We start from the raw sequence: 26,010 nt of genomic DNA, 5'->3' as shown, positions 1-26,010 counted from the left end.
AAAAGTGACTGGCTGACCACGGATGGTCTGTCATACCCAGCATGGATGCTGGTAAGCGAAGCGCATGCTTTACGTGCACGAAGTGCATCCTCTGTGGCCGCAGGCCATAAGCAAGCGCAGCGTTTAGATATGCGCAGTACATGAAGTCACTAAAACCACAAACAAAAAGGGCGCCTTATGGCGCCCCTTAATCAAATCAAAGCAACTCAATACAACCGCTATACACGCTCAAATACAGTTGCAATACCTTGACCTAAACCAATACACATAGTCGCTAAACCGATAGATTTATCGTTCGCTTCCATCAAATTAAGCAAGGTAGTAGAGATACGAGAACCAGAGCAACCTAATGGATGTCCTAGCGCAATCGCACCACCGTTTAAGTTTACCTTGTCTTCATATGTATCTAGCCAGCCAAGCTGTTTGATACACGACAATGCCTGCGCTGCGAATGCTTCGTTAAACTCAGCTAGCTCGATGTCAGCCATTGTCATGCCAGCACGCTTAAGCGCTTTTTGGGTAGCTGGTACAGGGCCAAAGCCCATGATAGCGGCGTCACAACCAGCAACGGCCATCGCACGAATTTTCGCACGTGGTGTTAGGCCTAGGGCTTTTGCTTTATCAGCAGACATGATCAACATAGCTGATGCACCATCAGATAACGCTGACGATGTACCCGCAGTGACCGTACCATTAACAGGGTCGAACACAGGGCGTAAACCAGACATACTTTCTGCCGTTGAGTCAGGGCGTACCGTTTCATCAGTATCAATTAGACGTAAAATACCGTCAGCGTCATGACCTTCAGTGGCCACAATTTCATTCTCCCAGCGCCCTTCAACAGCAGCGGCATGGGCTTTTTGATGTGAACGTGCACCGAATGCATCTTGCATTTCACGGGTAATACCGTTTTGACGACCTAGTAATTCAGCTGTCATCCCCATGCTGCCTGACGCGCGAGCTGCGGTCTTGGCAATCCCAGGGTGAAAATCAATGTTGAAGTCCATAGGTACATGGCCCATATGCTCAACACCGCCAATCATGTACACATCACCGCGACCACTCATGATGCCGCTTGTTGCATCATGCAAAGCTTGCATAGATGAGCCACATAAACGGTTCACCGTTACGGCTGCGACAGTGCGCGGAATGTCTGTTAATAACTGAGCGTTACGGGCGATGTTGAAGCCCTGCTCTTTAGTTTGTTGCACGCAACCCCAAATGATGTCTTCAATCTCGTTAGGATCGAGGTTTGGGTTACGTTCAACCAATTTACTCATAAGATGTGCTGATAAGGTTTCAGCACGTACGTTGCGGAATATACCGCCTTTCGAGCGCCCCATTGGGGTACGAATACAATCGACTACTACGACTTCTTTCATGTTCTTGTCCTCTGGTGCAATTTAGGCTGATTGAGAAAAATAAGATTTACCTGAGACGGCCATTTCGCGCACACCGTCAGAAATCTGATAAATCGGACCTAAATCCGCGTATTTGTCGGCAAGGGCTACAAAGTTAGCCAAGCCCATGGTTTCGATGTAACGGAACACACCGCCTCTAAATGGAGGGAAGCCTAAACCGTACAACAAGGCCATGTCAGCTTCTGCTGCACTGCCTACTATGCCTTCTTCTAAACAACGAATCGCTTCATTCGCCATAGGGATCATCACTCGGGCAATGATTTCATCTGCCTCGAAGTCACGTTTGTCAGCACAATGTGGTGCGAACAATTCGTAGGCTTCATCTGCGGATTTCTTCGCCGGGCGACCACGTTTATCGACACTGAAGTTGTAGAAACCTTTGCCATTTTTCTGACCTAAACGCTCAGATTTATACAACAAGGTAACAGGGTCGTTTTCGATTTTTTGCATACGCTCTGGAATGCCATCGGCCATTACGCTTGATGCGTGATCAGCCGTGTCCATGCCTACTACGTCAAGTAGGTAAGCAGGGCCCATAGGCCAACCGAAGATTTTCTCCATCACTTTGTCTACTGCAACAAAGTCAGCGCCGTCCATCACTAGCTTGCTAAAGCCCGCAAAATAAGGGAACAACACACGGTTTACCAAGAAACCTGGGCAATCATTAACCACAATCGGGGTTTTACCCATTTTCAGCGTTGCCGCTACCACTGTTGCAATCGTGGCATCAGTGGTTTTTTCGCCGCGGATGATCTCCACCAAAGGCATTTTGTGCACAGGGTTAAAGAAATGCATGCCACAGAAACGCTCTGGTTTTTCTAAACTTTCGGCGAGCTGATTAATAGAAATTGTCGAAGTGTTTGAGCAAATCACTGTGTCATCAGACACATTTTGCTCTGTTTCTTTCAGCACTATGCCTTTGACTTTCGGGTTTTCAACAACCGCTTCGATGACCAAATCAACGTCTTTAATCGCTGAGTATTCAAGGGTCGGAACGATGTTGTTCAAGGTACTAGCCATTACAGCTGGGGTCACTTTACCGCGCTGCATGCCTTTACCAAGAATTTTTGCCGCTTCATTCAAGCCAAGATCCAATGCGCCTTGGTTGATGTCTTTCATGATAACTGGCGTGCCTTTCACAGCTGACTGATAAGCAATACCGCCACCCATGATCCCTGCGCCTAAAACAGCCGTTTGTTTTACGTCTTTCGTTGCGGCCTTGGCTTGTTTTTTACCTTTGCTTTTCACTAACTGATCAGCAAGGAAGATACCCACTTGAGCTTTAGCTGCATCACTTTTGGCTAATTGAGTAAAACCTTGGTTTTCAAGTTCAAGCGCACCCGCGCGGTCTAAACGGGCTGCGTTTGCAACCGTATCAACCATAGCGTGTGGTGCTGGGTAATGCTTACCTGCTTGAGCAAAAACCATAGCTTTAGCTGTTGAGAAGCTCATCATGGATTCATTTTTGTTTAGCTTAAGCGGCGCTTGTTTTTGCGCGCGACGTGCTTGCCAGCCAAACTTACCGTCAATAGCGTCTTGCAACATACTAAGGGCTGCATCACGTAATTTTTCAGGCGCGACAACAGCATCCACTGCGCCTTCTGCTAATGCTTTCGCGGCTTTGCGGTCACGGCCGGTGGTCATCCACTCTAGGGCATTATCGGCACCGATTAGGCGAGGCAAACGTACAGTGCCACCAAAACCGGGCATTAGGCCCAATTTAACTTCTGGTAAACCAATGGCTGCTGTGGTGTCAGCAACTCGCAAGTCACAGGCTAGGGTCATTTCACAACCGCCGCCTAAAGCGAAACCGTTGATAGCCGAAATGGTCGGGAAAGGTAAGTCTTCGAATCTATCGAATACTTGAGACGTCTTCGCTACCCAGGTTAATACTTCTTCTGCAGGCATATCGAACAAGCCAGTGAATTCAGTAATATCGGCCCCTACGATAAAGGTCGACTTATTCGAGCGAACCAACACGCCTTTAACGTCTGACTGACTTTTGAGGGCTTGAGTTGCTTCGTCTAGTTCGCTAACCGTTTGACGATCAAATTTATTCACCGAACCTTGAGCATCGAATACAAGCTCTGCAATGCCGTTTGGCAACAGCGTTACGTTGAGGCTTTTGCCTTCATATATCATTATTTTCTCCTTTGGCTTTGGCCAGGATTGAGGGTATTAAACTGTATGACTGTTCAGATTTCGATTTATGACTATGCATTGCTCCTGAGCGGGGCTGCTAAGCAATGCGCTGGTTAATATCTTAATATCAAAACAACAACTAATTTATAACAATTATCAAATTGGGGTACGTTGCCATATTTCAACTGGTCATGCCAGTTAAATATGTTGAAACTTAGGTTGTCCCATAGCCCCGATTACAGATATCTTATGGAAGTTATTTAACCAACGAATGAGGCAGGGTTATTCTGCGTATTCTCCATATTCTGTTGCTTCTGCTAGCCTGCTTCTCATCTCAGGCAACGACAACACTTTCTTCAACAGAGCAAAAACAACAACATCAGCGCGAAATTTTCGTCGAAGCAGAATCACTGGCTTACAACCCGCAAAGCGCTGCGTATCAAAGGCTAGTTGAACAATTAGTAGACTATCCTTTGCTACCGTATGTCCAGTTGAAAGCATTGATGAACAACATCAATAGAAAAAATGGTCCGCAGATAGAAGCTTTCCTTGAAAAATATAAAAACACGCCTTTAGACCGCTCTTTGCGCAAAGCGTGGCTTCAATATTTAGCTAAATCACAGCGCAAGGCAGAATTTTTAGCCGCCTATACCAACACTGGCAACGCCGAACTGGCATGCAAAAACATTGAATTCAGGCTGTCTGACCCTAGCGAGCGCGAAGTAGCGTTAACAGAAGTGCCAAGATTGTGGATTGTCGGTAACTCACAACCGAAAGCTTGTGATTATGTTTTCCGTGAATGGAAAAAGGCGGGCTTACTGACCAAAGACATGGTTTGGCAACGCCTAGTACTTGCAGCGACTCGCGGCAAACATACTTTGATCCCTTATTTAAAAAAGCTGCTACCAGAAAATGAGCGCTACCTGGCTGATTTGTGGCTCGCCGTGCGCCGGGATGCCAGCAACGTAAGCCGTGGTTCCAGATTTCCCCACAAACACGTCAGCAAAGAAACCCAAATACTAATTTACGGTTTGAAACGCTTGGCTTTTAGTCACCCTGATCTGGCTTTAAAAAGCTGGTACGCCCTTGAAAAACGTTTTGCTTTTAGCGCCCCACAGCGTAAAGAAATGACTGAACGCTTCGCCATCGCCTTGGCCGTAGCCGACCATTCTCAGGCTGAATTATGGCTAGATAAAGCCAGTGCCGATTCAACTGACATCGAGTTATTTCGCTGGCATTTAGCCCACGTGCTTCGCTTAGGCAACTGGCAACATGCACTGGAATTAATAGAAGCTGCCCCGTCAGGTATCGCCCAAGATTTAGCGTTTCAGTATTGGTTGGGCCGCACCTACGAGCAATTAAAAGCCGGCGACTTAGCTCAGCAAACGTTCAACAAGTTGGCGAACCAGCGACATTACTATGGGTTTATGGCTAGCGGAAAATTAGCCAAGCAGCCTAGCTTGCATGACAAAACTTTACGCTTTAGCCCTGAGCAATTATTAGAAGTTTCCAACATGCCACAAGCAAAACGTGCCTATGAGTTTTTGCAGCTAGGCAGAAGCCTAAGCGCAAGACGAGAATGGTACGATTTACAGCAAGGTCTGAATGAACAGCAAAGCTTAATGGCCGCGGTATTGGCCGATAGCTGGAAGTGGCATGACCAAGCGATATTCACATTCGCTAGAGTGGGCTATTTAGACGATTTAGAGCGGCGCTTTCCGATCGCCTTTGATGAAACCTTAATCAACAGTGCAAATAAAAACCATGTTGACCCCGCTTGGGCCTTTGCGATCGTGCGCCGTGAAAGCTCCTTTATGCCTGATGCAAACTCCCACGCTGGGGCCAGAGGTTTAATGCAGTTGATGCCAGGTACCGCCAATTATTTAGCCAAAAAGAAAGTCGGCAGTAGTAGCTTATTCGACCCGAAACAGAACGTAGAATACGGCACTCAATATATGCGCTATTTAATGGACAAAATGGACAACAACCCTGTGCTAGCAACTGCATCTTATAATGCTGGCTGGCGCAAAGTATTAGATTGGTTACCCGAGCGTGATGCCGTTCCTATGGATATTTGGGTGGAAACGATTCCTTACAAAGAAACCCGCAATTACGTGAAGGCCGTTATGGCATACAAACAGATATATGCCCAGCGGTTAGGCCAACCCAGCCAAGTGTTTAAAGAGTTGGTGGATATGCAAATAGCCCCTATTCAGCAATAGAGGGAGTGAGCCCTGTCGCAACCCTAGCTAGCGCGATAATCGAGGGTTGTGGTAACGTAAAGAGATGAATTACCCAAGAGCCATGGACCATAAACATGCAGCAGTTAGCCGAACTTTATCCGCAACATATTTCTGAGTTACAAACCCGTACCAAAGAGGCGCTGTCGCGCGAAGGTATTGACGGGTTAATCATTCACTCAGGCCAAGCCAAGCGCATGTTCTTAGATGACAACAACTACCCGTTTAAGTGTAACCCTCAATTCAAAGCGTGGTTGCCGGTTATTGATAACCCTAACTGCTGGTTAATCGTTAACGGTAGCGACAAACCCAAGCTGATTTTTTATCGCCCGAAAGATTTCTGGCATAAAGTGCCACCTGAGCCCAATGATTTTTGGGTCGAACAGTTCGACGTAGTACTTTTAACTCAAGCCGATGCAGTGGAAAAACACCTACCTTACGACAGAAGCCGCTTTGCGTATATCGGTGAATATATTGAGGTAGCAAAGGCATTGGGCTTTGATTTGGTCAACCCTGACAGAGTGCTAAACTACCTGCATTATCAACGCGCCTATAAAACAGACTATGAACTAGTTTGTATGCGCCAAGCGAACGCGTTAGCGGTCGCTGGGCACAAGGCTGCTGCCGCTGCCTTCAGCGCAGGGAAAAGCGAATTCGATATCAATCAAGCCTATTTAGCCGCCGTGCGCCAAAGCGATAACCAAGTCCCGTACAACAATATTACCGCCTTAAACGAGAATAGCGCCATTTTGCATTACATGGAGCAAGACGTTGTTGCCCCAGAGGTATCACGCTCTTTTTTAATTGATGCAGGAGCCAACTTTCATGGCTACGCAGCCGACATTACCCGCACATATTGCAATGAAAATATTGCCAATAGTAGCCACTTTGCCGAGCTGATAAAGGGCATGGATCAGGTTACGTTAACCCTAGCAGACATGCTAAAACCAGGCGTACCCTACAGTGACATACATATTGCTGCACACGAGCATGTTGCTCAGCTATTGCATCAATTTGATATTGTTAATTTATCTGCCCAAGATATTGTTGCCGAGCAAATAGTCAGTACGTTTTTCCCCCATGGTATAGGCCATTTCTTGGGGCTACAGGTTCACGATGTAGCAGGGCATGTAGCAGATGATCGCGGCACACCGAACCCGCCACCCCCAGAGCATCCATTTTTACGCACCACCCGTATGATTGAGGCGCGTCAAGTGTTTACCATAGAACCTGGTTTATACTTTATTGATAGCTTGCTGGCTGATTTAAAGAGCACAGAGAAGTCTAAGTTTATAAACTGGGATATCGTTGATAGCTTTAGGCCTTTTGGCGGCATTCGCATTGAAGACAACATCATTGTGCATCGTGATAAGAACGAAAATATGACCCGTGACCTCGGTTTAAACTAAACACCCAGTGCTGATAAAACGAAAGACGTTAGGGATTTAGCTATATTGGGGCGGGTAAATCGACCTGCCCATTTCAAGCACTTTTATGCCAAACAAGTAGAATAATTAACAATACCGCCTCATAGGGCATTTAAATAGGAAGAGATATATGGACGTTTTACTTAGTTATTTACTCTCAGTTCAAACACTGCTTTTGGTGTTTATTATTGTACTGCTTAAATCCTCAATTAAGTTTGTGCCACAAAACCGCGCCTACGTGATTGAGCGTTTTGGGAAATATCAATCCACCAAGGAAGCGGGCCTTAATTTCATACTGCCCTTTATCGACCGAGTCGCAGCGGATCGTTCATTAAAAGAAAAAGCCGTCGACGTGCCCGAGCAAAGTGCGATCACCAAAGACAACATTTCGCTGTCAGTAGACGGCGTGTTGTACTTTCGTGTGCTTGACCCATACAAAGCTACTTACGGTATAGATGACTATGTTTTTGCCGTCACCCAATTGGCGCAAACCACCATGCGTTCTGAGCTGGGTAAGATGGAGCTAGATAAAACGTTTGAAGAGCGAGATATACTGAACACCAACATAGTGGCTGCTATCAATGAAGCATCAGGCCCTTGGGGTATTCAAGTTTTACGTTACGAAATCAAAGATATTGTGCCGCCACTATCGGTGATGGAAGCCATGGAAGCACAAATGAAGGCAGAGCGAGTAAAACGCGCCCAGATACTCGAATCAGAAGGTGACAGACAAGCAGCCATTAACCGCGCAGAAGGTGAGAAAGCCTCAGTGGTACTTGCCGCTGAAGCAGATAAATCAGAGGCGGTATTGCGCGCTGAAGGTGAAGCGAAAGCCATAGTGGCTGTCGCTGCTGCTCAAGCTGAAGCTCTGCGTCAGGTAGGTGAAGCTGCTGCAACCGAAGAAGGCCAAAAAGCCATTCAGCTCGACTTAGCGACCAAAGCCATCGAAGCAAAAGAGGCCATAGCCAAAGAATCATCAGTCGTGTTATTGCCCGATAGCGGCACCGACATTGCGGGCGTTGTGGCACAAGCCACCACCATTATTAACTCACTAAACCGAGCAAAATATGATGTGGCTAAGCGATAATCTGGGCATAGGCTTAATCAGCCTTGGCCTTTTGCTATTAGCAATTGAAATTCTGGTACTTGGGTTTTCCACATTTGTACTGTTTTTTGTCGGCGGTGCTGCCCTTATCACCGGCATATTGATTCAATTTGGCATTGTGCCGGATACCGCGCTTAACGCGACCCTGTTTGTATCCCTGTTTACAGCAGTGCTCGCAGTATTTTTATGGAAACCACTTAAAAATATGCAAAAAGACGTGGATCCTAAAAAAGCCAGCAATGACATGATTGGTCACCAGTTTATACTTGCCGCAGACACCAGCGCTGAACAGCCGGCTATCTATCAATACTCTGGAATAAACTGGCGCTTAGTCAGCGAACAACCAATCGCCAGTGGCACCAAGGTGGAAGTCATCGCTGTGGACGTAGGGCAAATCACTATTAAGCCTTGTGCGTAATTCACACTTCAGTGCAGGCTTTGTCGTTATTTTATCCTCGCTGCTCATTGCCCCATAGGAATATATTTCGGCAAAGCTTCTATACGTGCTAACCACGCCTGCACCGCAGGATACAAGGACAAATCAAAGCCACCTTCGTGCGCGACATGGGTATAGCCGTATAAACTTACATCCGCTGTACTCATATGTTCGCCAGTGAGAAATGGCGATTGCTCTAATTGTGTTTCCATCACGGCAAGTGCTTTATGCCCGCCTGCTTGCTTGGCTTCATATTCAGCTTTTTTGCTATCAGGTAACCCTAGGTATTTAGCAATAAAGCGAGCAACTGCAATATAAGGTTCATGACTGTACTGTTCAAAAAATTGCCATTGCTGCACTTTCGCTAAATCAAATGCATCACTAGGCAGTAAATCACTGCCCATCGCCAAATAATTAATAATAGCGTTTGATTCCCACAAATGACGCCCGTCATCAAGGGCAAGTAAAGGGATTTTCCCATTCGGGTTCTTGGCTAAAAATGCTTGAGCATTAGTACCACCGGCTAATATATCCACATGGATCCACTCGTGCTGAATATTCAGTAAGGCGCACATCAGTTTCACTTTGTAGCAATTGCCAGATTGTTCATCCCCGTAGATTTTCATCTTTCATCACCTTATTTAAATGCCTTGCTTAACCCAATCCCAAGCCAATAAAACTGGCAGTGTACTGACCTATAACGCTTGTATTTTTGTGTATAAATCCATATAAACAAACAGGAATATTAAAAAAATGACCAGCAACAAAATGTGAAAGTAACCCACAATAGAGAAGAATGCACCTATGGCTGAAAACCGCCCATTGTTTAAACACATTAGAAACCACGATGCTTTGTTCTCTGAATTAGCTTTATTACGCAGCGAATATGTATCTCAACTGGGTTTAACCAACCACGAGTTTCACAAAACTCCAAAATTTATTACCCCTGATGGGCGTCGCCTAACCATTGAGCCTGAACGCAGCATAGTCGTACCCAATGTAGAGGTATTGCGCGGCGTTAAAAGTCAGCTTGAAAAAAGCATTCCAGGTTTTCATATCATCCCCAAAAGTGAAATTGGTTTTCGTTATCCTACTGCCGCGATAGCCGGTAGTGATGCGCCATTCATCAAACGCTTTCGCTCAGAGTTTTTCCATAAAGACGGCGAAAACCGCGACATCTGCCGGCCCATTAACTTGTCTTACGGCATAAAAAGTCGAGGAAAGGCAGATAATCGCCAAGAGTACGAAGTTTGGGTGCAAGATGCACATTTAGCCCAGGACCCATCCCATTTATTTATCGACAAATACGGTGAAGACCTACCAGATGAAGTACGTCAATTTGCATTAGCTGAGCCCGTTGTACACGGCTGGATGGGCGTTAAACGAGCCGCATTTGAAGCAATCTACTACGACCCTAAACGTTTCGGTGATATCGCAGTGTGTGTGGGGCTATCTGTGGATGCGTATAATATTGGAGCCCGCCCTGATTTAGCCTATTCTGCGGAAATTGGCAGCTCAATAGCCAAGGGCAATGCCGAGCTAGAATGGGAAGTAATGGGATATTACGCCCCTGCAGGCCAAAGCTTTGATCATGACCAAATTTGGCAAGCGATTGACAGCACCATAGCAGCCATTGCCGCCCCATTAGAGAGCACTTATCAAAACGATTTAATATCCACTAACGAGAGTAAAACCGAACGCATTTTAAGCACTGTGGCAGCGGTGGGCTCAACACCTAAACAAATTGCTGCATGGAACTTAAAGCCTTGGGAGTTCTTAGAAACCACCAGCGAGCATCGTAAAAAGGCTCACGACCCAACGCGCAGCGTTAACTTACTAGGGCGCTTAAATCGTCTATTCTATCAAGACACGCAACCTCTGCCGTCGCTGAATAAAATTCATGATTTAATCAGTTAAATAACCTGATTACTGGATAAGCCTAGCTCAGGTTAAATAGTAAATTCGAGAAGAGGAAAAATACAAAAGCCCAGCGATAGTAATACCATTTATCGTGGGCTTTTGTCATTTTAGAACGCGTTTTAGTCGCCAGCGACTTGCATGTTATCAATTAAAATAGAACCGGTTTGAATGCTACCGCGGCTTTCTATTTCTGCGCCCACTGCCACAATGTTTTTCAACATGTCAGCCAAATTGCCCGCAATGGTGATTTCATGTACTGGGTATTGAATAACCCCATTCTCGACCCAGAACCCTGCGGCGCCGCGACTGTAATCTCCGGTCACCACGTTCACACCTTGCCCCATCAACTCAGTCACCAACAGACCTGTGCCTAGTTCGGCTAACATTTGCTGGTCGCTTTGCCCAGAGGACTTAATTAACCAATTATGAATACCACCTGCGTGCCCAGTGGTTTGCATCTTCATTTTACGCGCTGAATAGCTGGTCAGTAAATATTGATTAAGCACGCCGTCAGTGACAATTTCGCTGTCTTTGGTGCGCACACCTTCATGGTCGAACGCTGAGCTAGCCAAGCCGCGCATAATAAACGGGCGCTCACTGATGTTAAACCAGCTAGGTAAAACCTGCTCGCCGAGTTTATCCAGTAAAAAAGAGGATTTACGGTATAAATTGCCACCGCTAATAGCACTGATAAAGTGACCAATGAGGCCAGACGCAATTTCTTTGTCAAACAATACTGGCACCTTGGCCGTTTTGATTTGACGGGCACCTAAGCGCGCTAAGGTAAATTCAGCTGATTCTTTACCGATTTGCTCAGGGCTTGCCATCAAGTTAGCTTGGCGATCGACTGTGTAGCTGTAATCGCGCTGCATGTCTCCGTCTTGCTCACCGATAACCACACAGCTCATGCTGTAACGGCTACTGTTGTAACCCACATTTAAGCCATGACTATTACCGTATACTTTGGTGCCTAAGTTCGCATTGTACGATGCACCATCAGAGTTGGTTATGCGAGGATCGCGCCCTAAGGCTGCGGTTTCGGCTTTAATAACCTGCTCAATAGCAAAATCAGTATTAAGTTCAACAGGGTGATATAAATCAAGATCCTGTGGCTCAAATGCCATTAGCGCTTTATCGGCCAAACCTGAGCAGTCATCTTCCCCTGTGTACTTGGCAATTTCGATGGCTTTTTCAACGGTTAAACGCAATGCATCAGGGCTTAAATCAGCAGTAGATGCACTGCCTTTACGCTGACCTTTGTAGACGGTGATCCCTAATCCGCCATCGTTTGTAAACTCCACCGTTTCGACTTCTTTCAAACGAGAAGAAACGGCGATGCCTTTCACCTTCGACATGCTAGCTTCAGCCTGCGTAGCGCCTTTTTCTTTGGCCAGTTTAAGTACATCTTCGACTATTTGTTGGATATCCGTTAATTGCTGCTGCATACACCCTTCACTATCAAACGAGATTACCTTGGGCGACTAACGACTAACTATATTAATCGCCAATACAAGGTTACAATATTTTCCTAGTGTACCATTAAAGACATTGTTATGGCCGTATCTCCAGATAAAAACGAATTTGAAGTAGAACAAGAAGACACTCAACTGAGTAAAACGCAGATCAAAAATCAAATGAATGATTTGCAAAAGCTAGGGGTATCCCTAGTAGATTTGAGCCCAACTGCATTAGCTAAAATTCCAATGGATCAGGAATTACTTGACGCTGTGATGTTGGCAAGGCGGATTTTACGTAAAAAAGAAGGTTACCGTCGTCAATTGCAGTTGATTGGTAAATTAATGCGCCATCGGGACGTGACCCCAATCGAGCAAGCTTTACTGCAAATTCAGGCTTCTCATCAAAAAACCAATCAAAAATTTCACAAATTAGAGATATTGCGCGATAACTTAATAGCCCAAGGTGATAGCGCAATTGAAGAAGTACTAGTAGAGCATCCTATTTTAGAACGTCAGAAATTACGCCAGTTGGTTCGCCAAGCGGCAAAGCAACAAGCGGATAATAAACCGCCCAAGGCGGCTCGCGAGTTATTTAAATATCTTAAATCTTCAATAGACGGATAATAAATATGAGTATTAGGTTACCGAAGTACATAGTGTGGTTAGCGCTTTTTGCGTTAACCAGTTGTGGTGGTGGGGTGTCTGGAGAAAATGGTGATGACCCATTTGGCTCAGGCGGTGATTCAAGCAGTGACACAGCTAATTATACCCTAGCCCTATCTACATTTGATGACCAATGCTCTACCCCTACTCAAAGCTTCACCTCGGGCCAAGTAGCCTGCATCGAAGCCACATTGTTACAAGACGGTAACCCAGTACAAGGTGAAATAGTCACCTTTAGCGGCTCATTAGGGACGCTGTCGAGCACCACGAAATTGACCGATAGCCAAGGTGTCGCGCAAATTACTATCTCTAGTGAGAACACCGAAATCGGTGCTGCTGAATTAAGTGCCACTTACGACGATGCAAGTGCTACGCAAAACTATGAGTATCTAAGTGCCACAACTACCGCCAATGAAACTGCCGTGGTCAGCATGGCGATGCTTAACAATGGTCAGGGAGTCAATCGCTTTCAGGCCGATACCGATGTGCAATTGCAGACCCAAATCGTAGACGAGAATGATGACCCCATTGCCGGTGTTATTGTGACCTTCAGTGCACAGCGCGGCACATTAAATACAGATTCAGCTTTAACCGATAGCAATGGTGTGGCACAGGTCACGTTATCAGCCACTGACAGTGATATTGGCGCTGGCGTAGCAACGGCCATAGCAGTAGTCAATGATGTTGATTTGGCCAGCTCGCTTAACTATGAAATACAAGCCGCTGGGGCGATAAGCGAGCAAGTAATTCGATTGGGTTATTTCGACGAAGACGACGTATTTATTGAAAACCAATTAGGTGTGAGTACCCGCAACACCGAGGGCGATGTAGAGATCAGCGCAGGTGGCACTTTAGGTCTCTCTGTTGTACTGGTAGATGAAAATGACCAGCGCATATTAACCCAAACTCCGGTCACTTTTAGTTCTAACTGTGTTGCCGATGGCTTTGCCACCATAGACACCTTAGTCAATACAATAAATGGGGTAGCGAACGCCACTTTTGAAGACCAAAGCTGTGCCGGTGGCGAGGGTAATACCGATTCTATTGTCGCCTCTGTAGTGGTCAACAACGCAACGCTAAGCGTATCCCAAACAATTTCGATTCAGGCTGAATCTATTGGCTCTTTGGCATTTGTCTCAGCAGAACCGAGTTCTTTAGTGCTTCGTGGCACTGGTGGACAAAACAGTTCGTCTGTTTCAACCTTGGTGTTTCAAGTGAACGGCGCATTGGGTAATCCTTTAGCCCAGCAAGAAGTAGCATTTAGCTTAAATACCGAAACGGGTGGTTTAACGCTTTCATCCAGCACAGGCCTGACTAATTCACAGGGCCAAGTGAGCACGCGTGTTACTGCTGGTGATGTGCCAACCTCGGTGCGGGTAACCGCTGAAGTCGAAACTGAATCTGGTGAAACCATTGTCACCCAATCTGACTTATTAACGGTTAACACTGGCCTTCCAGACCAAAACAGCTTCACCGTAACCGCTGATAACTTAAATCCAGAAGCGTTTAATATCAATGAGCAAGAAGTAAACTTAGTCGTACGCTTGGCAGATACCTTTAATAACCCAGTACCTGATGGAACTGCAGTTAGCTTTACCGCTGAAGGTGGCTCTATCGACGGTAGTTGTACTACGGTATCAGGTGCCTGCGGAGTAACTTGGGTGAGCGCTAACCCTACTGTACCGGATCATCGCATTACGATATTAGCCACTGCAATTGGCCATGAAACGTTGTTCGACAGCAACGGCAACAACATATACGACGATGCGGATGGCGGTGCCATTGACGATGACACAGACAGCGGATTCGGTAATAGCTTATATGGCCAAACCGGCTTTGTGGATATAAGCGAAGCTTGGCGGGATGATGATGAAGATGGCGTTCGCGATGCGGGTGAGATTTTCCTTGATTACAATGCCAATGGAAATTTTGATGCCCCCGATACCTTATTTAACGGCCCTCAATGTACAGGTAGTAACTGTGCTACAGACGAGGCTAGCACCATGCATGTGCGCCGAGCATTAGTTTTAGTAACCTCTAGCTCAGCCGCGCAGATTGATATTATCAATAACAGCGCTGCTATTATTGCCAGTAATTATCAAGGAACGACAGGCTCATCAGCAATCCCTAGAAACGCTACTCAGAGCTTCACCCTGGTTTTCGCTGATACAGCTCGCCAGCCTATTGCAAGCGGTTCAAACATTATCGTCAATACCAGTGCTGGGCAACTTAACGGGCAAACGAATTTAACCATGCCAATTACAGCGGTGAACGCCGAATCACGTGCTACTTTTACACTAGAAAACGATGTGACTGAAACAACACAGGCGACACTGAGTGTGGTTATCACCTCACCTAGTGGGGTTGAGTCGGCCACAAGTGCGATAGTGACACTTAACTAGACTTTAAAAAAACAGCAGACACAAAAATGGCGCGATAATCGCGCCATTTTTTATTGTTTGAAAAGTAGAACCGACGGTCGTTTAGCAAATAGTTGCTGCGTAAACTATCGCTTAGTCATATCTAGGCTGTGCCGCCAACGGTAAGTTCATCAACTTTGAGCGTCGGCTGACCTACGCCAACAGGCACGCTCTGACCGTCTTTACCGCAAACGCCTACACCTTTATCTAGCGCTAGGTCGTTACCCACCATAGAGACTTTCTGCATGGCTTCTGGGCCATTACCAATAAGCGTCGCACCTTTGATTGGTTGAGTGACTTTACCATTTTCAATCAAATAAGCCTCAGAGGTAGAAAATACAAACTTACCCGAGGTGATGTCTACTTGTCCGCCACCAAAGTTAGGGGCATAAATGCCGTTTTTAATGGACGATATAATTTCCTCAGGCGCATATTGCCCCCCTAGCATGTAGGTATTGGTCATACGCGGCATGGGTAAGTGTGCATAAGACTCTCGACGACCGTTGCCCGTTGGTTTCACACCCATCAAGCGTGCATTTAACTTATCTTGCATATAGCCGGTTAGAATGCCGTCTTTAATCAATACATTGTATTGGCTCGGTGTGCCTTCATCATCGACCGACAACGACCCACGGCGGTTCGCCAATGTGCCATCATCCACAATAGTACAACCTTCAGACGCGACCTGTTGACCCATACGTCCGCTGAAAGTAGATGCGCCTTTACGGTTAAAGTCGCCTTCTAAGCCATGACCTACTGCCTCGTGAAGCAATACACCTGGCCAACCACTGCCCAATACCACTGGCATTTGCCCTGCAGGAGCAGCCACCGCACGCATGTTTACACGCGCCATATGAATGGCTTCATCGGCAATTTTCTCGTACAGAGGGCGCCCGTCTTCTTGACTGAGGAAGTACTCATAAGCATAACGACCACCAGCCCCTGAACTACCGCGTTCACGGCGAGCATCTTTTTCCATCAACACAGAACAATTTAAGCGCACTAGTGGGCGAATATCTGTACAGAAAGTGCCATCAGTGGCGGCAATCAATACTTCTTCATATACACCTGAAATACTGACTACAACCTGGCTAAGTGCAGTTTCTTGTTGGCGAATATAGCTATCTACTGCGCGTAAAAGCGCTATTTTTTCTTCATCTTGCATACCCAAAATTGGGTTATCAGCATGGTATTTAGCGTCGACCTTTTTGCTTTTAAGGGCGTTGACTTTATGCTTACCACCCGCGCCTGCGATATTGCGCGAGGCTGTTGCAGCTTGCATTAATGCCTCTGGGTTGATGTCATCTGAATAAGCAAAACCGGTCTTTTCACCGCTGACCGCTCGAACTCCCACACCACGCTCGACGTTATAGCTACCGTCTTTAATGATGCCATCTTCTAGCACCCAGGTTTCATGCAGGCTTGCTTGAAAGTAAAGATCGGCAAAGTCATTATCATGTTGATAAATGGCATCTAACGCATTGGCCAGATGACCTCTGTCGAGATTAGCGGCAGTAAGCAGGTTTTGTTCAACCAGATTAGACAAGGTAACTCCTGAATTTATTATGGGAATAGACCGGCATATCCCGGCGAATTCGATTAACTATGGTTGGGTCTAGCTGGGCGTCGATCGCGCCTACCGACTGTGGTATTTCAGCTAAGGTTTCACCCCAAGGTGAAATAATACAGGAATGACCATGGGTTTGTCTCTGATTGGCGTGAATACCCGTTTGACCCGCTGCCACTAAGTAGCACTGATTTTCAATTGCCCGCGCTTTTATTAGCGCTTGCCAATGGGCTTCACCGGTTTTTTGGGTAAAGGCAGCCGGCAGCGCTATTACATCCAATGCTTGGTGTTCAGCCAGGGCCTGAAATAATCCAGGAAAGCGAACATCGTAACAAATAGCTAAGCCTAAATGCCCAAACGGTGTGTCTTTCACGCTGACCAATGTGCTGCCCGCTTGGGTGTACTTAGACTCACAATAGGTCTTGGTGTTATCGGCAACTTGCACATCAAACAAATGGATTTTCTGATATTCAGTCACCCGTTCACCCGCATCATTTATCAGCAAACACGACGCGGTAAACTTATCAGGGTTCGTGCCTTCGAGCGGCATGCTTCCCGCCACTAACCATACGCCATATTGCTTGGCCATATGGCTTAAGCGCGACTGAATAGGGCCTTTGCCCAAGGGTTCAGCAATGCTGAGTAACACTTTGTCGCCCCCACCAAAGCAGGCAAAGCATTCAGGTAATACCACTAAGGTGGGCTCGTTAACTGTTAGCCTAGCCAGTTGCTGCTCAACATGATCGAGATTTTCTGTCACGTCAGGTGTAGACGTCATTTGTAGGGCAATAAGATTAGCCATCTGATACCTCCAGCGCTAAGCGCTCTTTGTCTATATCTTGTGGAAAGCTTATATCTTTATTGTGGCCAATGGGGTCTATTGCAAGCCCTGCATTAGGAGCATCAACAGGCGCAGGATTGGTTTGTGCAGGTAAGCTGATTTCTTTACTGTCACGCTCAAGCTCTTCTAATTTAGGGTCATCTAGGGTGCCCGTTAACGAAAACTTGATATTGGAAATAACTTTAGCTGACGTGAGCACCTGATCTAATGCTAAAGCAGCTAATGCCGTTGCGGGGTTCACCATATAAGCCACAATAAGCGGTAAACTGGATGTAACTTTAGGTGCAAACGAGATATTGTAATTCACTTCTCGGGTGTTCAAATTGGTGTAGCCTTGCATGGTGATTTCACCAGCGCCACCGTCCACCACTGTATCTCGAGTATCCACTGTACCCTGTGCAACCTGAAAGCTACCTTTCATTTTGTCATAGAAAAAACCTTGGGCGAACACATCACGAAAATCTAAGCGCAGTTTACGCACCAGCGACTCTAAACTAAGTAAGCTGAAAATACGTGAGCCCTTGTCAGTGACCTCGGTTAAGTAACCATCACTGAGTCGCCAATCAACGTTGCCATTTAACGTCGCATAGTCAAATTCAAACGGCGGGCGTTGCCAATCTAAGTTAAATTTGGCTGAAGCTTTAGAATCTTTGATGCCTGAGTCAAAATTAAACCCTTTCAAAAATAAACCGAAGTCTGAGCTACTAAACTCACCTTCTATCTTGGTGTGACTACCGTTTTGATTGAACAACCAATCGCCGCTGGCGTATAAAAGACCATGGTCGTTATTTAGACGCAGCGAATCAATATGCATGCCATTGGCTGCCCGAGACAATTTAAAGTCTACTCTGCCTAAGTCTTTATTTTCAAAACGGCAACGCTCACACAAAAACTCAACTGGAGGCAAGGTTTCAAGCTTAGGCTCAAATTCTATCCCTTTACCTTCCTTTTTCTCCCACCCGGCTAAATCGAGGTAATCCGCGGAGATATTGATCCCCCTAGCTAGCCAATCTTTATACAAGGAAACATTCGCCCTAACTTGCTTGGCGTTAACATTGATTTGCCAACTATCACCGGTGTTTTTGGTGACCGCCTCTAAACCTGTTAGCTGCTGAGAAGCAACCGTGGCGCTTTGAGCATTTAAGAAAATACGTTGAGGCTCGCCGATAAAAGGCTTTTTGTCTTGATCAGAAGGAATACCCGAGTCATCGTCAGTTAAATCATGCAGTAAAGAGGAAATAGCCTGATACCAGTTGTCTATGTTCACATAGGGTAGGTTCATCGCTACGCTAAAACCTAACCCCATCGGCATATCCAGCGCTTCGCCTATGGCCAGATGCGCCCGAGAAAATTGCATAGTTTCATAAGGCAGTACGCCATCAAATTTGACCTGCGAGCCCATTTTCAAGCTAACAGTTGATGCAGTTTCATCACCTGACACATCTAAGCTCAGGGGTTTATTTTGATTAACGGTTTTGTTAAGTGGTTGAGGCAGTTGTGAGCCTACACCGGTCAAGCTGGTATACAAGTTGGCCGTATAGCTAAAACCGTCTTCCGGTAGTGTCAATTTTACATTGGTATGCCAAGGGGATACGCCGTCAACATAGCTAGCCAGACTAGGCACAAACTGTTCGACAAGTGGTTTGATTTTCCAATCGCCCTTTAAATCGATATTGGCTAGATAACCCTCGCTACGCTGGCGTCCACGGAAATCAACTTCTATAGGCTGGGCGAAAAGCTGCGCTTGCAGACCGCTCATATCAACCACTTCGTTTTTAAACGCCACTTGCCCCTTTGCATGTTGCAAACGCATATCAACGCGCGGGACATAAACTCGGTTGTCTGCTAAATGCACCACACCACTTGCGACTACATCCTTACCTGATAAGGGAATAACGAGATTTAAATCCACATTAAGTGCATCACTGACCTGCACCTCATCTAGCACCTTTCCTAAACTAGTAGCCAAGCTGCTGCTTTTCATTAATGTGTTCACTTGCGCCCCTAGAGCTGCGCCCTTAGCGTCTATGGTAAGAACAGCTCCTGCAGCTAAACTCGGGATATCCGCTGATAAATCAGACAAATTCACATCGAGCAATTTACCTGAGTGGGCTTGCATGAACAGGCCCTTGTTTTCAAACAATAAGTCAATTTCCAGCTCGCTGAGTTGCGGCCAGTCATAGGCGAATTCAAACTGTGCGTCTTCAACCCCCACTGAAATTTGAAACACCCCTTGGTTACCTGCAAAGGGGAACTGATCTAACTGCCCGTTCCAGAGAATATTTGCGCCTTTAACTCGGCCACCTTTGAGGGCTCTTTGCAAATACGCTTTGGTATCTTTGCCCATCAGGTCTCCAGGAAAGAGCGTATTCACCTGCGCTACATCTAACTCGCCTATGGTACCGTTAAGAGCAAGAAATCCAGTTTGAGTGTTGTAGCGCATATGCTGATCTATGTTTAACCAGTCACTTTTAAATGCTATCTGGGGTGCATATATTTCGACCCCTTGTGCAAGTGATTGAATATACATATCAATATCGACAGTTTGAAACTCAATATTGCGGTCGACTATGCTGTCGACTTTCCACTGGGAATTCCGCCCGCTAATTTGCACCCGACCTTGATCGTTGTGCCAGTTTACATTCAGCTCAAGATTATCCACGCCTGGAATATTTGCACTCTGTTGCCAGCCTATATGGCTCACATTTACTTGGGCATAGGTATCGGTTTTATCGAATTGCACATTGAGTTTGTTCAATGTCGCACTTGGGGAAAGCCCTTGTAGTACATTGAAATCAACTGGGTTTAACGCCAGCGGCAAAAGAGGGGTAATCGCAGATAAATCAACGCGGTCGGCATTTTGTATATGCACCTGTCCTTTATCATTGATTTCACCATACCAGTTAGAGGTTTGCGAACGGTCGTTAGCCTGTAAACCAAGATCGTACAAATTGAATATCCAACCCTCTTTGCTTGGCTCAGCATTAAGTTGGCCGCCTAAAATAGCAGCCTTGATTTGCGCATCTTCTTTTTGCCATACAAATCGGCTATCGGCCAAATCCAGTTGGGCATTTTTTATATCGCCGTCTTCAATACTTGCCCACACCACAAAGTTTCCACGGCTTTCTACTAATTCATACCGTGTTGCCAGCCACTGATTAATCCAGGGCGATAGGTCGACTTCATGTGCTTTGGCATAAAAAGTACCGTTCAACGAATCTTTGTCACCGCGCAGATCTAAAGTAAAAGAGGCAGAGTTACTGGCTAACTCTTCGACCTGTAGTTCGCCTACCCCTTGGTGATGACGACCTTTATTGCTCCACAGCAATTGGTTAACTAACACCACTTGCTGATCATGGGAGGTAGTGATTTCGAATTGGCTGTTACTCACCGAAAAAGATTGCAACTGCTCTAAAAACAACTGTTTTAACGCTGAAACAACAGGAAAGTCGCTGCCCTCTTGGTTCATTAAGCTCAAATCTACTTTCAGGTTCAGGCCATTTAAATCGAAACGTTGAGAGCGAACTTGACGTGCCAATACTGAGTCCCAAAAGTCCAGCTCAATAACGGTTTTCTCGATATCTAGACTGAGGGGGGATTGGGCATTTTGTACCAACTGCAAGTCTTCAAGAACAATCGCAGGCCCCGCGCCTTTCCATTGTGCGGTGATATTGCCAATATTAATTTCAACTCCGTACTGGCCCTCAACCCATTGTTCTATTCGATGCTTTTGCCCGTCCATATAGGGCAAGGTGTAGCGCACAACACTGATTGCCACAGCCACCAGCACCAGTAAAATCGCAGCGCAAGACCATAGCTTTTTGATAATGTAAGCGGCATAAAAAGAGCCTGACTTCACATCATTACCACATCGTATTTATCTTGGTTATAGAGCAATTCGGTATGTACCTTTATTTGTTTCGACACAAATACTTCTAATTCAGCCAGCATATGCGATTCTTCGCCTAGTAAAGCTTCGACCACTGAGGGCGCGGCGTACACCACAAACTTGTCTGCATCATAGGCGCGATTAACGCGCACGATTTCACGCATGATTTCAAAACACACAGTTTCGACGGTTTTTACGGTACCTCGGCCCTTACATACAGGACACTCTCCGCACAGAATATGTTCCAAACTTTCTCGTGTTCTTTTGCGGGTCATTTCAATTAACCCCAACGCAGTAAAGCCATGTATATTGATTTTAGCGCGATCTTTACTGGTTGCACTTTCTAGTGAATGGATGACGCGCCTCTGGTGATCCGAGTCAGCCATATCAATAAAATCAATTAAAATCATGCCACCCAGATTACGCAAACGAAGCTGACGAGCAATCGCCGATGTCGCTTCAATATTGGTATTGAAGATCGTTTCTTCTAAATTTCGATGACCCACAAACGCACCGGTATTGATATCAATTGTGGTCATGGCTTCGGTCTGATCGATGATAATGTAGCCACCGGATTTTAAATCAACACGTCGTTCGAGTGAGCGCTGAGATTCGTTCTCGACATCATAGAGATCAAAAATAGGCCGATCGCCTGGGTAATATTCCAATAAACGATGCAACTCAGGTACATACTCTCGGGTAAACTGCTGTAATTCGTGAAAAGACAGTTTTGAGTCGATTCGAATGCGATCCAGCTCAGTGCCTACAAAGTCACGTAAAACACGGCGCGCTAAGGGTAAATCTTCGTATAAGATGTGGGCTTTTTTCTTCATTCGTGAACGGATTTTTTCCCACAAGCGCCGTAAAAAATCGGCGTCTTGGCGCAACTCCTGGGCCTTCACACCTTCTGCGGCAGTGCGCAAGATAAAACCGCCATTTTCACTGCAGTACTCTTGCACCAAACTTTTCAAACGCTCACGCTCAGCCTCATCTTCAATACGCTGAGATACACCGACATGCTCGACGCTGGGCATAAACACTAAGTAACGCGATGGAATAGTAATATCTGTGGTTAAACGAGCGCCTTTAGTGCCAATTTGGTCTTTGACCACTTGTACTACTATGTTCTGGCCGTCACGGACTAGTTCACGAATATCTCGCTTTTCTAGGTGACTCGAGGAGACTTCGTCTTCCACTTCGCTGTGAATTGCAATATCAGAAGCGTGTAAAAATGCCGCTTTATCCAAACCTATGTCAACAAACGCAGCTTGCATACCAGGTAAGACCCGGCTGACCTTGCCACGATATATATTGCCGACCAAGCCTCGCTTGGTGTGACGCTCGATATGGACCTCTTGTAAAATGCCATTTTCGATCAGCGCCACTCGTGACTCTGAGGGGGTAACATTAATTAATAGTTCAGCACTCATGGGCTTGGCTCATCCGAGAAAGTAATTGATTCGTTTCGTATAAAGGTAACCCGACTACGGCGCTATAACTACCTTTAATATGGGTCACAAATTTGCCGCCTATGCCTTGGATGGCGTAACTGCCAGCCTTATCTTTTGGCTCGCCGGTTTGCCAGTAAGCTTCTATCTGAGACGGGCTTAAGGCGCAAAAAGTCACATCTGTCTTAACCAGAATAGTCTCAAAGCGTTGCCCTGAAGTAACAGTAACCGCGGTTAACACCTGATGCTGCTGCCCTGAAAGTAGGTTTAGCATAGCCTTAGCGTCATCGAAGTCTTTAGGTTTACCCATGACTTGTTCGTTTATAACCACAACAGTATCGGCACCTAAAACGAGCCGGCGCTTAGCAGTGTCGGCACTGGCTCGCCAACCTGCTTGAGCTTTTTGTTGTGCTAGTCGCTGCACATAGTTTTCAGGTGTTTCGTTCGGAAGTATCGATTCGTCAATATCCGCGCTTAACGCGGTAAATGGCACACCGATTTGACTAAGTAACTCAGCCCGACGGGGTGACTGAGAAGCTAAAATAAGCATAATTGATGTCTGGTGGGGCTCAGCTCAAACGAAACTGACGACGAACCCGACGTAATAACCAAAATATCCATGGCCAAATTACCATAGAGGTAATTACGGGCCACATGTATGTAAGCATAAAGTAGATGTCAGTTAATAAGTGCATTAACCAAAAGACCACTAAATTGTATAACGCGCACAAAATGCCGATCACGATGGCTTGCTGCCAAACGGAATAATTTCGCAAGCGCTGATAATTAGCCGCCAGCACAAATACGCTTAAACTCATAGCAAAACTGTGCACACCTATACTGGTGCCTAGCAATAAGTCGAGTACTAAACCGACAATAAAGGCGACCCCAACATTAACGCGTTCGGGCAACGCAAGTGCCCAATAGCCGAGCACCAAAAAGACCCAGTCTGGGCGGTACTGTTCAACTATGCTGGGCATCGGCATAATTTGTAGCACCAAGGCCACTATAATACTCAGACCGATAGTATTGTTTCTTAGTTTCATTGTTCTGCTTCCGGAACAGTTTGCTCAGGCCCCACCAGATTATTTGGCCATAACAAAAGCAAATACTTTAGCCTGTCTAATAATGCCACTGGTTCAGCATTGATTTGGGCAAAAGGACGACCTTCATCACGCACAATAGAAGTAATTCTGGCGACTGGATATCCCTCGGGGAAAACGTTGCCCAACCCTGAGGAAAGCAGCAAATCGCCCTCCTTCACATCCGCGCTGTGAGGAACATGCTGGATGATTAAATCATTCAAGCTCCCTGAGCCAGACACGATCATACGTATGTTGTTTCGCGCCACGCGCACCGGGATAGCATGGGTCACATCTGAAATCAGCAATACCCGACTGTTGGTCGAACCAACTTGCATAATTTGCCCAACAATTCCTTTATCATCGATAACAGGTTGGCCTTCATACACGCCTTGAATCGCGCCGCGGTCAATCACGATTTGATGGCTATACGGGTTGTTGTCTACCGCCATTAACTCGGCCACTTCTTTGCGAATATCGCCTCGCACAGGCGTATTCAAAAGTCGTCGTAGACGATCGTTTTCTTCTTGCAGCAAAACAAAACGCTGTAATTTGCCATTAAGCACCACGGCATTGTGTTGTAGCTCAGCATTTTCTTCGAGTAGTTGCTGATGCGACACCAAACGACTCGCACTGGCATTGAGCATTTCGCTAGGCAGATTGGCTAAATATTGAATGGGGCTTACTACAGAATTAAAGTAAACGCGGGTCGTAGCAAAACCGTCGAATACGTGATCGAACACGATTAAACCCACTGACAGCGCTAGGGCAAAAACCAGTTTAATGTGTAACGACGGACCACGCAGAAAAATCGAGTTCATATGAAATGTAAAAGCGGCTACCGCCGCTTTTTAATATCCTTTACTAGGGGTTACTCGTAGCTAAATAAATCGCCACCGTGCAAATCGATCATCTCGAATGCTTTACCACCACCTCGTGCAACACACGTTAAAGGATCATCAGCAATCACCACTGGAATGCCCGTTTCTTCCATGAGTAAGCGATCTAAATCTTTTAATAAAGCTCCACCACCGGTTAACACCATACCGCGTTCTGAAATATCAGAGGCCAGTTCAGGTGGTGATTGCTCAAGGGCAACCATTACCGCTGATACAATACCGCTTAAAGGCTCCTGTAGGGCTTCTAGGATTTCGTTGCTATTAAGCGTGAATCCACGAGGTACGCCTTCGGCTAAATTGCGACCACGCACTTCAATTTCTTTAACTTCTTCACCAGGATAAGCAGCACCAATTTCATGCTTAATACGTTCAGCCGTTGCTTCACCAATAAGCGAACCAAAATTACGACGAATATAGCTGATAATGGCTTCATCGAATTTATCACCACCAATACGAACCGATGAAGAATAAACGATACCGTTTAACGAGATAATTGCGACTTCAGTGGTACCACCACCGATATCGACCACCATAGAGCCCGTTGCTTCTGATACTGGCAAACCTGCGCCAATCGCTGCCGCCATAGGCTCATCAATAAGGTAAACCTCACGAGCGCCTGCGCCTAATGCTGATTCTCGAATAGCACGGCGCTCGACCTGAGTTGAACCACAAGGTACGCAGACTAATACACGAGGACTAGGGCGAAGAAAATTGTTGTCGTGTACTTGTTTGATAAAGTGCTGAAGCATTTTTTCAGTCACATAAAAGTCAGCAATAACACCGTCTTTCATGGGCCGTATAGCTTTAATGTTGCCAGGAGTACGCCCCAACATCCGCTTTGCTTCACCACCGACAGCCGCCACACTTTTAGGACCACCTGCGCGCTCTTGCCGAATGGCAACAACGGAAGGCTCATTTAGTACAATTCCCTGATCCTTTATATAGATAAGCGTATTTGCTGTACCGAGGTCAATAGATAAGTCGTTGGAAAACATTCCTCGAAGCTTTTTGAACATTGAAAAACCGCAACCTGTTTGATATGAGAGATAATCC

The 26,010-nt window shown here is 46.0% G+C and carries 19 protein-coding genes; 7 read left to right on the top strand and 12 right to left on the bottom strand.

Annotated features, from left to right (window positions below):
* Positions 1 to 218: 218 nt before the first annotated feature.
* Both fadA and fadB read right to left on the bottom strand, forming a co-directional pair.
* Positions 219 to 1,382: an acetyl-CoA C-acyltransferase FadA gene (fadA, locus tag GCHA_RS18560; protein WP_007991057.1), complete on the bottom strand. Its 1,164-nt coding sequence runs from the start codon at positions 1,380 to 1,382 to the stop codon at positions 219 to 221.
* Between the two features lie 21 nt (positions 1,383 to 1,403).
* The gene (fadB, locus tag GCHA_RS18555) at positions 1,404 to 3,563 is read right to left on the bottom strand and encodes a fatty acid oxidation complex subunit alpha FadB (protein WP_007991055.1); all 2,160 of its coding nucleotides are present in this window, start codon (positions 3,561 to 3,563) and stop codon (positions 1,404 to 1,406) included.
* 308 nt (positions 3,564 to 3,871) lie between these two features.
* Here fadB and GCHA_RS18550 point away from each other — a divergent pair, with 308 nt between their 5' ends.
* From GCHA_RS18550 to GCHA_RS18535, 4 genes are all read left to right on the top strand, one after another.
* A complete protein-coding gene (locus GCHA_RS18550; RefSeq protein WP_007991053.1) occupies positions 3,872 to 5,785 on the top strand; it encodes a lytic transglycosylase domain-containing protein in 1,914 nt (637 codons plus the stop codon).
* A 95-nt stretch (positions 5,786 to 5,880) separates the two neighbouring features.
* Positions 5,881 to 7,212: a Xaa-Pro dipeptidase gene (pepQ, locus tag GCHA_RS18545; RefSeq protein ID WP_007991051.1), complete on the top strand. Its 1,332-nt coding sequence runs from the start codon at positions 5,881 to 5,883 to the stop codon at positions 7,210 to 7,212.
* Positions 7,213 to 7,360: 148 nt separating this feature from the next.
* Entirely contained in the window at positions 7,361 to 8,317 is a 957-nt protein-coding gene (locus tag GCHA_RS18540) for an SPFH domain-containing protein (RefSeq protein ID WP_007991049.1), read from the top strand.
* Positions 8,301 to 8,753 (top strand): NfeD family protein, encoded by a 453-nt coding sequence (locus tag GCHA_RS18535; RefSeq protein WP_007991047.1) that lies wholly within the window; start codon positions 8,301 to 8,303, stop codon positions 8,751 to 8,753. Before GCHA_RS18540 ends, GCHA_RS18535 begins: the two co-directional genes overlap by 17 nt.
* Before the next feature lie 44 nt (positions 8,754 to 8,797).
* On the opposite strand, the gene GCHA_RS18530 is transcribed toward GCHA_RS18535, so the two are convergent.
* On the bottom strand, positions 8,798 to 9,397 hold the full coding sequence (locus tag GCHA_RS18530; protein ID WP_007991045.1) for a glutathione S-transferase family protein: 600 nt from the start codon (positions 9,395 to 9,397) through the stop codon (positions 8,798 to 8,800).
* Positions 9,398 to 9,575: 178 nt separating this feature from the next.
* On the opposite strand from GCHA_RS18530, the gene GCHA_RS18525 reads away from it, so the two are divergent.
* A complete protein-coding gene (locus GCHA_RS18525; protein WP_007991040.1) occupies positions 9,576 to 10,688 on the top strand; it encodes a hypothetical protein in 1,113 nt (370 codons plus the stop codon).
* A 122-nt stretch (positions 10,689 to 10,810) separates the two neighbouring features.
* Here GCHA_RS18525 and pmbA read toward each other — a convergent pair whose 3' ends face one another.
* Positions 10,811 to 12,136: a metalloprotease PmbA gene (pmbA, locus tag GCHA_RS18520; RefSeq protein ID WP_007991039.1), complete on the bottom strand. Its 1,326-nt coding sequence runs from the start codon at positions 12,134 to 12,136 to the stop codon at positions 10,811 to 10,813.
* Between the two features lie 108 nt (positions 12,137 to 12,244).
* Here pmbA and yjgA point away from each other — a divergent pair, with 108 nt between their 5' ends.
* Together yjgA and GCHA_RS18510 are read left to right on the top strand one after the other, a co-directional pair.
* Positions 12,245 to 12,772 (top strand): ribosome biogenesis factor YjgA, encoded by a 528-nt coding sequence (gene yjgA / locus GCHA_RS18515; protein WP_007991038.1) that lies wholly within the window; start codon positions 12,245 to 12,247, stop codon positions 12,770 to 12,772.
* A gap of 5 nt (positions 12,773 to 12,777) precedes the next feature.
* Positions 12,778 to 15,213 carry an Ig-like domain-containing protein gene (locus tag GCHA_RS18510; protein WP_007991037.1) on the top strand — a complete coding sequence of 812 codons (2,436 nt, stop codon included), beginning with the start codon at positions 12,778 to 12,780 and terminating at the stop codon, positions 15,211 to 15,213.
* A 121-nt stretch (positions 15,214 to 15,334) separates the two neighbouring features.
* Here the strand turns inward: GCHA_RS18510 and tldD are convergent, their stop codons facing one another.
* From tldD to GCHA_RS18470, 8 genes are read right to left on the bottom strand one after another with little or no spacing between them, the layout of a single operon-like run.
* The gene (tldD, locus tag GCHA_RS18505; protein WP_007991036.1) at positions 15,335 to 16,777 is read right to left on the bottom strand and encodes a metalloprotease TldD; all 1,443 of its coding nucleotides are present in this window, start codon (positions 16,775 to 16,777) and stop codon (positions 15,335 to 15,337) included.
* On the bottom strand, positions 16,770 to 17,600 hold the full coding sequence (locus tag GCHA_RS18500) for a carbon-nitrogen hydrolase family protein (RefSeq protein WP_007991035.1): 831 nt from the start codon (positions 17,598 to 17,600) through the stop codon (positions 16,770 to 16,772). Before GCHA_RS18500 ends, tldD begins: the two co-directional genes overlap by 8 nt.
* The gene (locus tag GCHA_RS18495; RefSeq protein WP_007991034.1) at positions 17,593 to 21,498 is read right to left on the bottom strand and encodes a YhdP family protein; all 3,906 of its coding nucleotides are present in this window, start codon (positions 21,496 to 21,498) and stop codon (positions 17,593 to 17,595) included. The genes GCHA_RS18500 and GCHA_RS18495 overlap by 8 nt, the downstream gene beginning before the upstream one ends.
* Positions 21,495 to 22,958 carry a ribonuclease G gene (gene rng / locus GCHA_RS18490; RefSeq protein ID WP_007991033.1) on the bottom strand — a complete coding sequence of 488 codons (1,464 nt, stop codon included), beginning with the start codon at positions 22,956 to 22,958 and terminating at the stop codon, positions 21,495 to 21,497. The genes GCHA_RS18495 and rng overlap by 4 nt, the downstream gene beginning before the upstream one ends.
* Positions 22,948 to 23,526: a Maf family protein gene (locus tag GCHA_RS18485; RefSeq protein WP_007991032.1), complete on the bottom strand. Its 579-nt coding sequence runs from the start codon at positions 23,524 to 23,526 to the stop codon at positions 22,948 to 22,950. Before GCHA_RS18485 ends, rng begins: the two co-directional genes overlap by 11 nt.
* A gap of 19 nt (positions 23,527 to 23,545) precedes the next feature.
* The gene (gene mreD, locus GCHA_RS18480) at positions 23,546 to 24,022 is read right to left on the bottom strand and encodes a rod shape-determining protein MreD (protein WP_007991031.1); all 477 of its coding nucleotides are present in this window, start codon (positions 24,020 to 24,022) and stop codon (positions 23,546 to 23,548) included.
* The gene (mreC, locus tag GCHA_RS18475) at positions 24,019 to 24,879 is read right to left on the bottom strand and encodes a rod shape-determining protein MreC (protein ID WP_007991030.1); all 861 of its coding nucleotides are present in this window, start codon (positions 24,877 to 24,879) and stop codon (positions 24,019 to 24,021) included. The genes mreD and mreC overlap by 4 nt, the downstream gene beginning before the upstream one ends.
* Positions 24,880 to 24,929: 50 nt before the next feature.
* On the bottom strand, positions 24,930 to 25,973 hold the full coding sequence (locus GCHA_RS18470; protein ID WP_006992360.1) for a rod shape-determining protein: 1,044 nt from the start codon (positions 25,971 to 25,973) through the stop codon (positions 24,930 to 24,932).
* Between the last annotated feature and the right edge of the window lie 37 nt (positions 25,974 to 26,010).

The sequence above is a fragment of the Paraglaciecola chathamensis S18K6 genome (assembly GCA_000314955.1).
GTDB lineage: Bacteria > Pseudomonadota > Gammaproteobacteria > Enterobacterales > Alteromonadaceae > Paraglaciecola > Paraglaciecola chathamensis.
The sequence above is the reverse complement of the archived record's forward strand: the minus strand, read 5'-3'. Positions and strand labels throughout refer to the sequence as shown.